Source organism: Erwinia sp. 9145, assembly GCF_000745075.1.
Classification (GTDB): domain Bacteria; phylum Pseudomonadota; class Gammaproteobacteria; order Enterobacterales; family Enterobacteriaceae; genus Erwinia; species Erwinia oleae.
In genome coordinates this window covers 3,373,148-3,389,061 of record NZ_JQNE01000001.1, presented here as the reverse complement: position 1 = coordinate 3,389,061, position 15,914 = coordinate 3,373,148, and the positions used below count along the sequence as shown (strand labels likewise).

The 15,914-nt window shown below is 55.9% G+C and carries 12 protein-coding genes; 11 read left to right on the top strand and 1 reads right to left on the bottom strand.

What is annotated here, in order from left to right; genetic code table 11:
- Positions 1-21: 21 nt before the first annotated feature.
- The 11 genes from nusA to FA91_RS15960 all read left to right on the top strand — a co-directional run bounded on the left by nusA (position 22) and on the right by FA91_RS15960 (position 14,744).
- On the top strand, positions 22-1,527 hold the full coding sequence (gene nusA / locus FA91_RS16010; protein ID WP_034917246.1) for a transcription termination factor NusA: 1,506 nt from the start codon (positions 22-24) through the stop codon (positions 1,525-1,527).
- A gap of 24 nt (positions 1,528-1,551) precedes the next feature.
- Complete coding sequence (infB, locus tag FA91_RS16005; RefSeq protein ID WP_034917244.1) at positions 1,552-4,242, top strand: translation initiation factor IF-2; 2,691 nt, start codon at positions 1,552-1,554, stop codon at positions 4,240-4,242.
- A gap of 68 nt (positions 4,243-4,310) precedes the next feature.
- On the top strand, positions 4,311-4,712 hold the full coding sequence (rbfA, locus tag FA91_RS16000) for a 30S ribosome-binding factor RbfA (protein WP_034917242.1): 402 nt from the start codon (positions 4,311-4,313) through the stop codon (positions 4,710-4,712).
- Positions 4,712-5,680: a tRNA pseudouridine(55) synthase TruB gene (gene truB / locus FA91_RS15995; RefSeq protein WP_034917239.1), complete on the top strand. Its 969-nt coding sequence runs from the start codon at positions 4,712-4,714 to the stop codon at positions 5,678-5,680. Before rbfA ends, truB begins: the two co-directional genes overlap by 1 nt.
- Positions 5,681-5,763: 83 nt before the next feature.
- On the top strand, positions 5,764-6,033 hold the full coding sequence (gene rpsO / locus FA91_RS15990; protein WP_034917235.1) for a 30S ribosomal protein S15: 270 nt from the start codon (positions 5,764-5,766) through the stop codon (positions 6,031-6,033).
- 306 nt (positions 6,034-6,339) lie between these two features.
- On the top strand, positions 6,340-8,472 hold the full coding sequence (pnp, locus tag FA91_RS15985; protein WP_034917233.1) for a polyribonucleotide nucleotidyltransferase: 2,133 nt from the start codon (positions 6,340-6,342) through the stop codon (positions 8,470-8,472).
- Between the two features lie 123 nt (positions 8,473-8,595).
- Complete coding sequence (gene nlpI, locus FA91_RS15980; protein ID WP_034917230.1) at positions 8,596-9,480, top strand: lipoprotein NlpI; 885 nt, start codon at positions 8,596-8,598, stop codon at positions 9,478-9,480.
- A gap of 177 nt (positions 9,481-9,657) precedes the next feature.
- Positions 9,658-11,532, top strand: a complete 1,875-nt coding sequence (locus tag FA91_RS15975; RefSeq protein WP_034917228.1) for a DEAD/DEAH family ATP-dependent RNA helicase — start codon at positions 9,658-9,660, stop codon at positions 11,530-11,532.
- A gap of 160 nt (positions 11,533-11,692) precedes the next feature.
- Complete coding sequence (locus FA91_RS15970) at positions 11,693-12,652, top strand: ROK family protein (RefSeq protein WP_231566779.1); 960 nt, start codon at positions 11,693-11,695, stop codon at positions 12,650-12,652.
- 101 nt (positions 12,653-12,753) lie between these two features.
- Positions 12,754-13,914 (top strand): MFS transporter, encoded by a 1,161-nt coding sequence (locus tag FA91_RS15965; RefSeq protein ID WP_034917224.1) that lies wholly within the window; start codon positions 12,754-12,756, stop codon positions 13,912-13,914.
- A 20-nt stretch (positions 13,915-13,934) separates the two neighbouring features.
- The gene (locus FA91_RS15960) at positions 13,935-14,744 is read left to right on the top strand and encodes a Cof-type HAD-IIB family hydrolase (RefSeq protein WP_034917221.1); all 810 of its coding nucleotides are present in this window, start codon (positions 13,935-13,937) and stop codon (positions 14,742-14,744) included.
- A 6-nt stretch (positions 14,745-14,750) separates the two neighbouring features.
- Here the strand turns inward: FA91_RS15960 and FA91_RS15955 are convergent, their stop codons facing one another.
- Positions 14,751-15,764, bottom strand: a complete 1,014-nt coding sequence (locus tag FA91_RS15955; RefSeq protein WP_034917218.1) for an LLM class flavin-dependent oxidoreductase — start codon at positions 15,762-15,764, stop codon at positions 14,751-14,753.
- Between the last annotated feature and the right edge of the window lie 150 nt (positions 15,765-15,914).

Here is a 15,914-nt window from a genome sequence, read left to right as displayed (position 1 = left end):
TCCGGATTGAGGCATACCAGGATGAACAAAGAGATCTTAGCTGTAGTCGAGGCCGTATCTAACGAGAAGTCACTCCCGCGCGAGAAGATTTTTGAAGCGTTGGAGAGCGCGCTGGCCACGGCGACCAAGAAAAAATATGAGCAGGAAATTGACGTTCGCGTCAGCATCGATCGTAAAAGTGGTGATTTTGACACCTTCCGCCGCTGGGTTATTGTTGAAGAAGTGACCATGCCAACGCGTGAGATTACGCTGGAAGCGGCACGCTTTGAGGATGAATCCTTTAACGTTGGCGAGTTTGTTGAAGACCAGATCGAGTCTGTTACCTTTGACCGTATCACCACCCAGACCGCAAAACAGGTTATCGTGCAGAAAGTGCGCGAAGCCGAGCGCGCAATGGTTGTTGACCAGTTCCGCGAGAACCAGGGTGAAATTATCACCGGCGTGGTGAAAAAAGTTAACCGCGACAATATTTCCCTGGAAGTTCGTCCGGCTGACGGTTCGAACACCAGTGCGGAAGCGGTCATCATTCGTGAAGACATGCTGCCGCGCGAAAACTTCCGTCCGGGCGACCGTATTCGCGGCGTGCTTTACGACGTTCGTCCCGAAGCACGCGGTGCGCAACTGTTCGTCAGCCGCTCTAAACCTGAGATGCTGATCGAACTTTTCCGCATTGAAGTGCCGGAAATCGGCGAAGAAGTGATTGAAATTAAAGCCGCCGCGCGCGATCCCGGCTCACGCGCTAAAATCGCGGTGAAAACCAACGACAAGCGTATCGATCCGGTCGGCGCCTGCGTAGGGATGCGCGGTGCGCGCGTTCAGGCGGTGTCCAGCGAGCTGGGCGGCGAACGTATTGATATTGTGCTGTGGGACGATAACCCGGCTCAGTTCGTGATCAATGCAATGGCCCCGGCGGATGTCGCGTCTATCGTGGTGGATGAGGACAATCACACCATGGATATCGCCGTTGAAGCCGGAAACCTGGCTCAGGCGATTGGCCGTAACGGCCAGAACGTGCGTCTGGCTTCGCAGCTTAGCGGCTGGGAGCTGAACGTGATGACGGTTGACGACCTGCAAGCGAAGCATCAGGCTGAAGCCCATGCCGCCATCGACGTCTTTACCCGACACCTCGATATTGACGAGGAGTTTGCCACCGTTCTGGTTGAAGAGGGCTTCTCTTCGCTGGAAGAGCTGGCCTATGTGCCGATCAATGAACTGCTGCAAATCGACGGTCTGGATGAAGAGACGGTAGAAGCGCTGCGCGATCGGGCGAAAAATGCGTTAACCACCCTTGCGCTGGCGAAAGAAGAAAGCCTGGGCGACAACCAGCCGGCTGAAGATTTGCTAAACCTGGAAGGTCTTGATCGCGAGCTGGCATACAGGCTGGCTAAGATCGGCGTTTGCACGCTGGAAGATCTTGCCGAGCAGGGCGTTGACGACCTGACAGATATTGATGGCCTGAGCGATGAGCAGGCAGGCGAGCTGATTATGGCCGCACGTAATATCTGCTGGTTCGGCGACGACGCGTAATAAACTGTAGCAGGAAGGAACAGCATGACAGATGTAACCGTAAAATCGCTGGCCGCAGAAATTCAGACCCCGGTAGAACGCCTGGTACAGCAGTTTGCTGATGCAGGGATCCGTAAGTCTGAAACAGATTCTGTGACGCAGCATGAAAAAGAAACGCTCCTGAACCACCTGAACCGCGATCATAGCGGCGGTACGGGAAAACTGACTTTGCAGCGTAAAACGCGCAGCACCTTGAATATTCCCGGCACCGGGGGTAAAAGTAAATCCGTACAGATCGAAGTCCGCAAAAAGCGCACCTATGTGAAAGGCGATCCTGCCGAAGCCGCACAGGCGGAAGCAGAAGAGCAGGCGCAGCGTGAAGCGGAAGAACTGGCTCATCGCGAGGCTGAAGAAAAAGCCAAACGCGAAGCTCAAGAAAAAGCGAAACGTGAAGCCGAGGAGCACGCTAAACGTGAGGCCGCAGACAAGGCCAAACGTGCAGCAGCGGAAAAAGACAAAGTGAGCAATCAACATACCGACGAAACCACGAAGGCTTCGCAGTCCGACAAAGCCCGCCGTGAAGCAGAAGCCGCTGAACTGAAGCGTAAAGCTGAAGAAGAAGCGCGTCGTAAAATCGAAGAGAACGCGAAGCGCGTAGCGGAAGAAGCCCGCAAAATGGCCGAAGAGAAAGGCGAAGAGTGGGCGGCAGCGGAGAAAGTCGTTGAGGATACGTCTGACTATCACGTAACCACCTCAACCCATGCGCGCGCGGCCGAAGACGAAAACGACGCGCAGGTTGAAGGCGACCGCCGTACGCGCGCCGCGCGCCCTGCGAAAGCACCGCAGCGCAAGAAAGGCAATAAGCATTCGGAAGCGAAAACCGATCGCGAAGAAGCCCGTGCGCAGTTCCGCGGTGGCAAAGGCGGCAAGCGCAAGCCAAGTACGCTGCAACAGGGCTTCAACAAGCCTGCGCAGGCGGTTAACCGCGATGTGGTCATCGGCGAAACCGTTACCGTTGCCGAACTGGCTAACAAAATGGCGGTGAAAGGCTCTCAGGTCATCAAAGTGATGATGAAAATGGGCGCCATGGCCACCATTAATCAGGTTATCGATCAGGAAACCGCACAGCTGGTTGCCGAGGAGATGGGACACAAAGTGACCCTTCGCCGCGAGAACGAACTGGAAGAAGCGGTAATGAGCGATCGTGATACCGATGCGGCAATGGAATCTCGTGCACCGGTCGTGACCATCATGGGCCACGTTGACCACGGTAAAACCTCGCTGCTGGATTACATTCGTTCCACCAAGGTTGCCTCCGGCGAAGCGGGCGGCATTACCCAGCACATCGGTGCTTACCACGTCGAAACCGATAACGGCATGGTGACGTTCCTTGATACCCCAGGTCACGCCGCGTTTACCGCCATGCGTGCTCGTGGTGCGCAGGCAACGGATATCGTTATTCTGGTTGTGGCTGCTGACGATGGCGTGATGCCTCAGACCATCGAAGCAATCCAGCACGCCAAAGCGGCGAAAGTGCCGGTTGTGGTTGCGGTGAACAAGGTCGATAAACCGGAAGCGGACCCGGACCGCGTTAAAAACGAACTGACTCAGTACGGTATCATCCCGGAAGAGTGGGGCGGCGAAAACATGTTCGTCAGCGTTTCAGCGAAAGCCGGAACGGGTATTGACGATCTTCTGAACGCTATCCTGCTACAGGCGGAAGTGCTTGAACTGACCGCAGTACGTCAGGGCATGGCGAGCGGCGTGGTCATTGAATCCTTCCTGGATAAAGGCCGCGGCCCGGTTGCTACCGTACTGGTGCGCGAAGGTACGCTGAATAAAGGCGACATCGTGCTGTGCGGCTTTGAATACGGCCGCGTTCGTGCCATGCGCGACGAACTGGGACGTGAAGTTCTGGAAGCCGGTCCGTCGATCCCCGTTGAGATCCTCGGTCTTTCAGGTGTGCCTGCCGCCGGTGACGAAGCAACCGTCGTGCGTGACGAGAAGAAAGCGCGCGAAGTGGCACTGTATCGTCAGGGCAAATTCCGCGAAGTTAAACTGGCACGTCAGCAGAAATCCAAGCTGGAGAACATGTTTGCGAACATGACCGAAGGCGAAGTTTCCGAACTGAACATCGTGATGAAAGCAGACGTGCAGGGTTCGGTTGAAGCTATCGCTGACTCTCTCCAGAAACTCTCCACGGAAGAAGTTAAAGTTAAAATCGTCGGCTCCGGCGTAGGTGGGATCACCGAAACCGATGCCACGCTGGCGGCGGCGTCAAACGCTATCCTTATCGGCTTCAACGTGCGTGCTGATGCTTCTGCCCGTCGCGTCATTGACGCTGAAAGCCTGGATCTGCGCTACTACTCCGTCATCTATAATCTGATTGATGAAGTGAAACAGGCGATGAGCGGTATGCTTGCGCCTGAATACAAGCAGCAGATTATTGGCCTGGCTGAAGTGCGTGATGTCTTTAAATCACCGAAGTTCGGTGCTATTGCCGGCTGTATGGTGACTGAAGGTAATATCAAGCGTCACAATCCCATCCGCGTGCTGCGCGACAACGTGGTTATCTATGAAGGCGAACTGGAATCCCTGCGCCGCTTCAAAGATGACGTTAACGAAGTCCGCAACGGCATGGAGTGTGGTATCGGCGTCCGCAACTATAACGATGTGCGCCCTGGCGATATGATCGAAGTGTTTGAAATCATTGAAATCCAGCGTACTATCGCTTAACGGTCCCTTAAACGGGTGACCTGTTTGGGAGGCCTTTGCGCCTCCCAAATTATTTGGAGAGTACTATTATGGCGAAAGAATTTGGTCGCCCGCAGCGCGTTTCTCAGGAGCTGCAAAAAGAGATCGCAATTATTTTACAACGCGAGATCAAAGATCCACGTCTGGGCATGATGGTAACCGTTTCCGGCGTTGATGTTTCTCGCGACCTGGCCTATGCCAAAGTGTTCGTGACCTTCCTGAACGACAAAGACGAAGAGGCAATCAAAGGCGGCCTGCGCGCGTTAGGCGACGCTTCTGGCTACATCCGTAGCCTGCTGGGTAAAGCGATGCGCCTGCGTATCGTGCCTGAGCTGACCTTTTTCTACGACAACTCTCTGGTCGAGGGGATGCGGATGTCCAACCTTGTCACTAACGTGGTGAGAAGCGACGCTGAGCGTCGTGGTTCTGCGGAAGAAGACCAGGAGGAGTAATGAGTCGCCCACGTCGTCGCGGACGCGATATTCATGGCGTGCTGCTGCTGGATAAACCGGCGGGTCTTTCCAGCAACGACGCGCTGCAAAAGGTGAAACGCCTGTACAACGCGAATCGGGCCGGTCATACCGGCGCGCTGGATCCGCTGGCTACCGGCATGCTGCCAATTTGCCTTGGCGAAGCCACCAAGTTTTCACAATACCTGCTTGATTCGGACAAGCGCTATCGCGTGATTGCGCGTCTTGGCGAGCGCACCAATACCTCAGACGCGGATGGTCAGATTATCAGTGCGCGTCCCGTAAACGTCACGCAGGCGCAGCTCGACGCGGCGCTGGAAAGCTTTCGCGGCGAAACGCAACAGGTGCCGTCGATGTATTCAGCGCTGAAATATCAGGGCCGCAAGCTCTATGAATATGCGCGTGAAGGCATCGAGGTTCCCCGCGAATCGCGCAGCATCACGGTCTATGACCTGAAGCTGATTCGCTGGGAAGGCACGGAGCTGGAGCTGGAAATACACTGCTCCAAAGGCACCTACATCCGCACCATTACTGACGATCTGGGTGAACTGCTTGGCTGTGGCGCGCACGTTATCTACCTGCGGCGCTTGCAGGTAGCGACCTATCCGCTAAACCGGATGGTGACGCTGGAGCAGCTGAACGCGTTGCTGGAAGAGTCCACCGTTGCCGGGAAAGCAGCGGCAGATCTGCTCGATCCGTTGCTGATGCCCATGGACAGCCCGGCTGCGGCTTATCCGGAAGTGAACCTGATGAGTTCGGTGGCGGCCTGGTTCAAACAGGGCCAGCCCGTGCAGGCGGCCTCGGCTCCGGCTTCAGGGCGCGTTCGCGTTACGGAAGGGGAAGCGCGTAAATTCATTGGCATGGCTGAAATTGCCGATGACGGTCGCGTTGCGCCAAAAAGACTGGTGGTTGAATATTCTGAACCGCCGTTTGCGAAAGCGGCAGGCTAAGAGTAGAATAGCGCGGCTTTACCATTGGGTTGCTGAATTAGAGATCGGCACCTGTACATTTATCTTAAAATTGGAGTTGTAATATGTCTCTAAGTGTTGAAGCTAAAGCGCAGATCGTTGCTGATTACGGTCGTGATGCAAATGACAGTGGTTCTACCGAAGTGCAGGTTGCTCTGCTGACTGCGCAGATTAATCACCTTCAGGGTCACTTCTCTGAGCACAAAAAAGATCACCACAGCCGTCGCGGCCTGCTGCGTATGGTTTCTCAGCGTCGTAAACTGCTGGATTACCTGAAGCGTAAAGATGTTGCACGTTACACCAGCCTGATCGAGCGTCTGGGTCTGCGTCGCTAAGATCTTAAAACCCGCCTGCCGTATTTAGCCTCACTGAAGGCTTCTGGGTGGCAGACGGGTTGGTCACTGCGAGTTTTGCTAAAGAAGGAGCCATAAGGCTCCTTTTTTCCGATAAGCGGCAGCAATCCAGCGCAAACTAATGTATTGTTAACAGGTGCGATCTTTCAGTTGCAGCGTTTCGCGCGGCTATTGAGAAACCTTATTTTCTGCGGGGATATGAGGTTTGTCATTAGTCGCGAGGATGCAATGAAAGATTATAGATTGACGGCGGAGTCAGTACTCCGCTAACACGTTAAGGACACAATTTTGCTGAATCCGATCGTAAAAAAATTCCAGTATGGTCAGCATACTGTCACGCTTGAGACGGGCATGATGGCTCGTCAGGCAACGGCAGCCGTCATGGTAAGCATGGACGATACCGCCGTATTCGTTACCGTTGTAGGTCAGAAAAAAGCGAAGCCAGGTCAGGACTTTTTCCCGCTGACCGTTAACTACCAGGAGCGTACCTACGCCGCTGGCCGCATCCCTGGCAGCTTCTTCCGTCGTGAAGGCCGTCCAAGCGAAGGCGAAACGCTGACCTCACGTCTGATTGACCGCCCGGTGCGCCCACTGTTCCCGGAAGGCTTCGTTAACGAAGTGCAGGTTATCGCGACTGTCGTTTCCGTTAACCCACAGGTGAATCCTGATATCGTTGCTATGATCGGCGCCTCTGCCGCGCTGAGCCTTTCCGGTATGCCTTTCAATGGCCCCATCGGTGCCGCGCGCGTAGGCTATATTAACGATCAGTATGTGCTGAACCCTACCACCGACGAGCTGAAAGAGAGCAAGCTGGATCTGGTTGTCGCCGGTACGCAGGGCGCGGTATTGATGGTTGAATCAGAAGCTGAACTGCTGAGCGAAGATCAGATGCTGGGTGCAGTGGTATTTGGCCATGAGCAGCAGCAGATTATTATTGAGCAGATCAACGCGCTGGTCGCCGAAGCGGGCAAGCCACGTTGGGACTGGAAACCAGAAGCCGTCAACGAAACGTTACACTCACGCATTGCTGCGCTGGGCGAGTCCCGCCTCAGCGACGCTTACCGAATTACCGAAAAGCAGGAGCGCTACGCGCAGGTTGACGTCATCAAGTCAGACGTTGTGGCTGCACTGAAAGCCGAAGATGAAAGCCTGGATGAAGGCGAAATCGGCGATATTCTGCACAGTCTGGAAAAAGACGTGGTGCGCAGCCGCATCCTGCGCGGTGAGCCGCGTATCGATGGCCGTGAAAAAGACATGATCCGCGGTCTGGACGTGCGCACTGGCGTACTGCCACGCACTCACGGTTCCGCACTGTTTACCCGTGGTGAAACACAGGCGCTGGTAACGGCCACGCTGGGAACGACGCGTGACGCGCAGAACCTTGATGAACTGATGGGCGAACGCACCGACAACTTCCTGTTCCACTACAACTTCCCTCCGTACTCTGTGGGTGAAACCGGCATGGTCGGATCGCCGAAGCGCCGTGAAATCGGTCACGGTCGTCTGGCGAAGCGCGGCGTGCTGGCAGTGATGCCAAAAGCCGATACCTTCCCGTACACCGTGCGCGTGGTGTCTGAGATCACCGAATCGAACGGCTCCTCATCAATGGCTTCCGTTTGCGGCGCGTCACTGGCATTAATGGATGCGGGCGTACCGATCAAAGCCGCCGTTGCGGGTATCGCTATGGGCCTGGTGAAAGAGGGCGAGAACTTTGTGGTGCTGTCCGATATCCTGGGTGATGAAGATCACCTTGGCGACATGGACTTCAAAGTAGCCGGTAGCCGCGAAGGGATTACCGCGCTGCAAATGGACATTAAAATTGAAGGCATCACCCGCGAAATCATGCAGGTTGCGCTGAATCAGGCTAAAGGGGCGCGTCTGCACATCCTTGGCGTGATGGAACAGGCTATCAGCACGCCGCGCGGCGATATCTCCCAGTTTGCTCCACGCATTCACACCATCAAGATCAGTCCGGACAAGATCAAAGACGTGATCGGTAAAGGCGGTTCCGTTATTCGTGCGCTGACTGAAGAGACCGGCACCACCATCGAAATTGAAGATGATGGCACGGTTAAAATCGCAGCGACGGATGGTGAAAAAGCGAAATATGCGATTCGTCGTATCGAAGAGATCACCGCTGAAATCGAAGTGGGTCGCATCTACAACGGTAAAGTGACGCGCATCGTGGACTTCGGCGCGTTCGTCGCGATTGGCGGCGGCAAAGAAGGCCTGGTCCATATTTCTCAGATCGCCGACAAGCGTGTTGAGAAGGTGACCGATTATCTGCAAATGGGTCAGGAAGTGCCGGTGAAAGTACTGGAAGTTGATCGTCAGGGCCGTGTGCGCCTGAGCATCAAAGAAGCCACTGCGCAGGCCGAGCCTGAAGCGACGGCTGAGACGCCAGCGCCGGAAGCCGAGTAACGACAGACCGTTAAGCTCTCCATTTTTTGGAGAGCTGTTTCATCGCGAGGGCAGGACGACACCTTGTGCATGGCAGGCGGATGAAAGGACATTCATCCCATTGTTTGTATTCGGGAGTGGGAAATGAAGCCTTTTTTGCGCTGGTGTCTTGTTGCTACAGCTTTGACGCTGGCAGGATGCAGCAACCCGAACTGGCGCGAAAGCGATGTACTGGCGGTTCCGTTGCAGCCTACGCTGCAACAGGAAGTCATTTTGGCACGTATGGAACAAATACTTGCCAGTCGTGCCCTGAGCGATGATGAACGCGCACAGCTATTATATGAGCGCGGAGTGTTGTATGATAGTTTGGGTTTGCGGGCTCTGGCGCGAAATGATTTTTCACAAGCGCTGGCCATCAGACCTGATATGCCTGAAGTATTCAATTACTTAGGCATTTATTTAACGCAGGCAGGCAATTTTGATGCTGCCTATGAAGCGTTCGATTCTGTACTTGAGCTTGATCCAACTTACAATTACGCGCACTTAAACCGCGGTATCGCCTTGTATTATGGCGGACGGTTTAAACTGGCGCAGGATGATCTGCTGGCGTTTTATCAAGACGATCCTAACGATCCTTTCCGCAGCCTGTGGCTCTATCTCGATGAACGAGAAATGGACGCCGATAAGGCAAAAGTGGCGTTGAAACAGCGCTACGATCGTGCGGCAAAAGATCAATGGGGATGGAATATTGTCGATTTCTACCTGGGCAACATCAGCGAAGGTAAGCTGATGGAGAGTCTCAAGGCGGATGCAACGGATAACACCTCGCTCGCTGAACATCTCAGTGAAACCAACTTCTATTTAGGTAAACATTACCTAAGTCTGGGGGAGAAGGACAACGCAGAAGCGTTGTTCAAGCTGACGGTCGCTAACAATGTCCACAACTTTGTTGAGCACCGGTATGCATTGTTGGAGCTGGCGCTTCTTGGCCAGACACAAGACGATTTATCAGAATCTGACCAGCAATAGCTGACGAACTTTTATTGCCCTTTTTTCGCGCATGTCATCATCCTGCCGGGTGAGGGCTTTCGTGTTCGTCAAAACCACTAATTTGAGCCGGTTCACACTTTTTGATGAAAATGACTGAATGTTTTCACGACGAGTTATGTAGACTGGCCGCCGCAATCTAAGAGGCACGTGTACTACATGACTGATATTGAAACCACTTTTGCTGACCTTGGCCTGAACGACGCCATCCTCGAATCACTGAACGGTATGGGCTACGTGAAGCCTTCTCCGATCCAGGCAGAGTGTATCCCACATCTGCTGGCGGGCCGCGATGTGCTGGGCATGGCGCAGACCGGGAGCGGCAAAACCGCAGCGTTTTCGCTGCCGCTGCTGCACAACATTGACAGCAACCTGAAAGCACCCCAAATCCTGGTGCTGGCGCCAACTCGCGAGCTGGCTGTTCAGGTCGCCGAAGCCGTCACCGAATTCGCTAAACACATGCGTGGTCTGAACGTGGTGGCCCTTTACGGCGGCCAGCGTTATGACGTACAGCTGCGCGCACTGCGCCAGGGTCCACAGGTTGTTGTGGGCACGCCGGGCCGTCTGCTCGATCACCTGAAACGCGGCACGCTGGATCTTTCCAACCTGCGCGGCCTGGTGCTGGATGAAGCAGACGAAATGCTGCGTATGGGCTTCATCGAAGACGTTGAAACCATCATGGCGCAGATCCCAGCCGATCATCAGACCGCGCTGTTCTCTGCAACTATGCCGGAAGCGATCCGTCGTATTACCAAACGCTTTATGAATGATCCGCAGGAAGTGCGTATCCAGTCGAGCCTGACCACGCGCCCTGACATCAGCCAGAGCTACTGGACCGCCTATGGTCGTAAGACCGATGCGCTGACGCGTTTCCTCGAGTCAGAAGATTTCGACGCAGCAATCATCTTCGTGCGTACCAAAAATGCCACACTGGAAGTAGCTGAAGCGCTGGAGCGCAGCGGTTATAACAGCGCCGCGCTGAACGGCGACATGAACCAGGCACTGCGTGAGCAGACGCTGGAACGCCTGAAAGACGGCCGTCTGGATATCCTGATTGCCACCGACGTCGCCGCTCGCGGTCTGGACGTTGAGCGCATCAGCCTTGTTGTGAACTATGACATCCCGATGGATGCAGAGTCTTACGTTCACCGTATCGGCCGTACGGGTCGTGCAGGCCGTGCAGGTCGCGCGCTGCTGTTTGTTGAAAACCGCGAGCGCCGTCTGCTGCGCAACATTGAACGCACCATGAAGCTGACCATTCCTGAAGTTGAGCTGCCAAACGCAGAGCTACTGGGCGAGCGTCGCCTGACCCGCTTTGCTGCGAAAGTTCAGCAGCAGCTGGAAAGCAGCGATCTGGATATGTATCGCGCGCTGCTGTCCAGGCTTCAGCCGGAAGCCGAGCTCGATATGGAAACGCTGGCCGCCGCGCTGCTGAAAATGGCGCAGGGCGAACGTCCTCTGATCGTGCCAGCGGATCCGGCTCCGCGTCCGCGTCGTGAATTCCGCGAGCGTGACGACCGTCGTGATGAACGCCGTGGCGACCGCGCCGAGCGTGGCCCACGTGAAAACCGCGAAGGCGGCGATCGTCCACGTCGTGAACGTCGTGACGTTGGCGATATGGAAGTTTACCGTATTGAAGTGGGCCGTGATGATGGTGTTGAAGTTCGTCATATCGTTGGCGCTATTGCTAACGAAGGCGACATCAGCAGCCGCTACATCGGCAACATCAAGATGTTCGGTACGCACTCCACCATCGAGTTGCCGAAAGGCATGCCGGGTGAAATCCTGCAACACTTCACCCGCACGCGTATTCTGAACAAGCCGATGAATATGCAGCTGATTGGTGATGCGCAGCCGCGCGACGGCGAACGCCGTGGCAGCGGCCCGGCTCGCGGTGCGGGTCGTGGCGATCGTCCTGAAGGCGCTCGTCGCTTCAGCAACGATCGTGGCGGCGAACGTCGCGGCGGTGGCTTTAATCGCGAAGGCGGCCCGCGTCGTCGTGAAGATGGCCCCGTGCGTCGTCGCGACGCCTAAACGTTCATCTTCCTGAGCCCAGTAAGCCGGTCACCTGACCGGCTTTTTTTTGCCTGTAATCTGGCTGCCGATGCCAGCAAACCTTGTGGTAAATTAAATCCCATCATCAGCCAGCCAGTGAGGCGATATGCGTTTTCCCATCACCCGCACGACGCGAGAAATGAAAAAGAATAACGTCGTTATGGTCAGCGACGTGCTTAAAGCGTTGGGTTCGGCGACGAAAGCAGAGGTGGCGCTGCAAACCGGTCTGAGCGTGGCAACCTGCGGTACGGTGCTGAACGCGCTGCACCACTCAGGCGAGGCGATAGTTATCGAGGCAGAGCCGTCGCGTGGCGGGCGTCCGGCGTTGCGCTACGCCTGCAATCCTGACTACTTCTCCCTGCTGAGCCTCTATGCGGAAGGCGATGATCACGCCGCAACGTTGGTGTGGTCTGTCTCGTCGGCGACCGGCGATCTCCTGGCGCAGGGCGAAAAAGCCTTTCAGGCGCAGACGCTGGAATGGTTTTATCAGCAGGTTGATGAGATCCTGCAAGCGTATCCTAACGTGCAGGCGCTCGGTGTGGGTTTGCCCGGTGTTGTGGCGGAAGGCGTGGTGCTCTCGTGTGATATCAGCCTGTTTACCGACGTGCCGATTATGCGGCAGCTTCAGGAACGGTTCGGCTTGTATGTGCAAACTGACAATGACATGAATTACATCGCATGGGGCTTCTACCGCAGTAGCTGCGCGGGCGTTACGGCTCCGGTCGCTTACATCCATAAGCCTGCCGTTCCCTGCACCGGCTGCGGCATTGTGGTTAACGGGCAGGTACTTCAGGGCGCCAGCTACTTTGCCGGTGAGGTGAGCAATCTGCCCGGCCTGGCCGGTCAATCGCTGGTTGATGAAATGGCAACGATCGTGGTTTCGCTGGTGGCCATTATCAACCCGGTGACGATTGCGCTGACCGGCCCTAATCTGAACGACACGTTGCTGCCGGAGATCGCCCGGCGCTGCGCCGGAACTCTCCCTCTGCGCCATATTCCACGGTTGATTTATCGTCCCTCTGCGCGTCAGGACTATCTCCAGGGTATTGCCGAGCTGACCAGCCAGGAATTTATCCGACAACGCCTTTTCAGCGATTAAACGCCATAACATTTGCGCCATCGCCTTGACGGCAGCAATGAATGCATTTAACTTATTAAAAGTATTTTAATAACTATTCTAACCGCAAGAAGGAGCAAGGCATGGCGCTAAGTGCCGCTGAGATACGCGTTGATACCCCGGCAAATCGCATGGCGACACGGGCGACCTTTTTTGTTACCGGCATGGCGATGGGGCTGTGGGCGGCGCTGGTACCTTTTGCACAGCAGCGTACGGGCGCGGAGGCCAACCAGCTCGGGCTGCTTCTGCTCTGCCTCGGCGCAGGATCGCTGCTCTCGATGTCTGGCTCCGGCCCGCTGATTGGCCGACTGGGCTGTCGGGCCGTGATTATCATCTCGGTCACGCTGTACATTCTGATGCTGCCGCTGCTGGCAACGCTGAACGATCTCTGGCTGCTGGGCGGCAGCCTGTTTCTGTTTGGTATGGGTATCGGTCTGACCGATGTGGCAATGAATGTCCAGGGATCGATCATTGAACAGGCGGCCGATAAGCCGCTGATGTCGGGTTTCCATTGCCTGTGGAGCGTCGGCGGCATCGCGGGCGCGGGCGGCGGCGCGCTGTTGTTCAGCGTGGGGCTCACGCCGTTGACCAGCACATTCTGCGTGATGGCGGCAACCGCAGCTGTTCTCGGCATGTCATACCGCTCGCTGCTCACCGTTGGCAATCAGGAGAAGAAGGGCGAAAAGCGCGGTGGCAGACCCGATTTTTACCTGATCCTGATCGCCCTGATGACGCTGTTGTGCTTTATGGCGGAAGGCGCGGTCATCGACTGGAGCGGTGTCTTTATGCACCAGGAGCGCGGCATGGATGTGGCACGCGCCGGATGGGGGTTCGCGGTGTTCTCACTGATGATGTCGCTGATGCGTCTGACCGGCGATGCCGTGGTACAGCGCCTGGGACGCAAGCGGATACTGGTGATAGGCGGCCTGTTGGGCACAATCGGCTATTCGATGGTGGTGCTGCTGCCGGGATGGGTTTTTTCGCTGGTCGGCTTTGCGCTGATCGGCATCGGTGCCGCTAATATCGTGCCGGTGCTGATCACGCTGGCGGGCCAGCAAAAAAGTATGCCGGTCAATATGTCGGTGGCGCTGGTAACGGCGGTGGGCTACCTGGGCGTGCTGGGCGGCCCGGCGCTGCTCGGCTGGGTCGCGCACTACGCCAGCCTCTACGTTGCCTTTTCGTTTCTTATCGTCGGCTTTTTGATTATTACTCTCGGCGCATTAAAACTGCGCTATTCACGCTGATCACAGTTAATGGAGTGCTCATGAGCATAAAACTTATCGCCACCGACATGGACGGCACCTTTCTTGATGGCAACCATCAGTACAACCGTAGCCGTTTTCGCGAGCAGTATCAGCAGATGCAGCAGCGAGGAATCAAGTTCGTGGTGGCCAGCGGCAATCAGTATTACCAGCTCAAAAGCTTCTTCGATGATATTGATGTAGATATTGCCTACGTTGCAGAAAACGGTGCTTATCTGGTCGATAAACAACAGGAATTGTACTGCGGCGAAATATCAACCGGGCAGGTGCAACAGGTAACGTTGTGCCTGGACCAGACAGAAGGTATCGAAACGGTTATCTGCGGCGCAGAAAGCGCGTATCTGCTTGATAGCTGTTCTGAGCGTTTTTTTAACATTATGCAACGCTATTATCATCGGCTGCGCAAGGTCAGTGATTACGGGCAAATCAGCGACAGGATATTCAAATTCGCGCTGGGCTACCGGGAAGATGACGTGGGGCCGCTGATGGCAGAGCTTGACGGCAGGCTGACAGGGATCGTAACGCCGGTATCAAGCGGTCACGGCTCGGTGGATTTGATCATCCCTGGTAACCACAAAGCAAACGGCCTGAAAAAGATCCAGCAAATTTACGGTATCAGAGACGACGAAGTGCTGGCCTTTGGCGACGGCGGCAACGATCTGGAGATGCTGCGTCAGGCGGGATACGGCTTTGCGATGGACAATGCGTCGCCCGCGGCGAAGGCGGCGGCAAAATACCGCGCGCCTGGTAATGGTGAGCAGGGCGTATTGCAGATCATTGACGACTGTCTGGCCGGTCGTCATCCGTTCTGAAAACGTTTAGTCCTGAAGCGACTGATGCGCCTCCATGGCCAGCGAGAAGGAATGCAGGCGCGCTTCCCGATCGAAGATCTGTCCGTTGACCATGACTTCATCCGCCTGTGTTTCGCGGATCAATGCGGCAAGCCCGTGACGGACTTTCTCTTTATCGCCCACAATCGACATGCTCAGCGCCTGCTGTACGCCATACTGCTCTGAAGGCGACCACAGGCTGTCCATATTCTCAACCGGCGCGGGCAGCGGGCCAGGCCTGCCGCGACGCAGATTGATAAACTGCTGCTGCATGGAGGTAAACAGGAAGCGGGCGTCGCGCTCGCTGTCGGCAGCAACAATATTGATGCATACCATCGCATGCGGTTTTTGCAGCCGGGCCGACGGTTTAAAGTTTTCGCGATAAAGGTGCAGCGCCTGAAGCAGCATATCCGGCGCGAAGTGCGAGGCGAAGGCGAAAGGCAGGCCGAGTTGCGCAGAGAGTTGCGCGCTGTACAGGCTGGAGCCCAGCAGCCAGACCGGGATCTTCAGTCCTAAACCCGGCACGGGCTGTACCGCAGGACGCGCGTCGTCTTCCGCATCAAACCAGTTCAGCAACTCCTGTACGTCGCCGGGAAAATTATCAACATGGCTGCTCATATGGCGGCGTAGCGCCATCATGGTGCGCTGATCCGAACCGGGCGCGCGGCCCAGTCCTAAATCGATACGGTCAGGATAGAGCGAGGCGAGGGTGCCAAACTGTTCGGCGATCACTAACGGCGCGTGGTTAGGCAGCATCACGCCGCCGGAGCCGAGTCGCAGCGTTTGCGTGTTGGCCGCCAGGTAACCAATCAGCACGGAGGTCGCCGCGCTGGCGATACCGGTCATATTGTGATGTTCCGCCAGCCAGTAGCGGTTATACCCCAGCTTTTCACACTGCCGGGCCAGCGCCAGCGACGCGTGGAAGGCATCGCGGGCGGTTGCGCCCTGCGGGACTGGCGCCAGGTCAAGGACTGACAAGGGTACGTTTCTGGTCTCAGACATCGTCGCTCACTTATTCGTAATCAGGGAATACCACAGCTTAAGCGATCGCATTCCGGGAATATTGGCAGTTTGCAGCACTTTACGTACAGACAAGCTCTCAACGAAGTATTGTCGATAATGCCGGATAGGGAAATGAAAAGCGGGCGCACG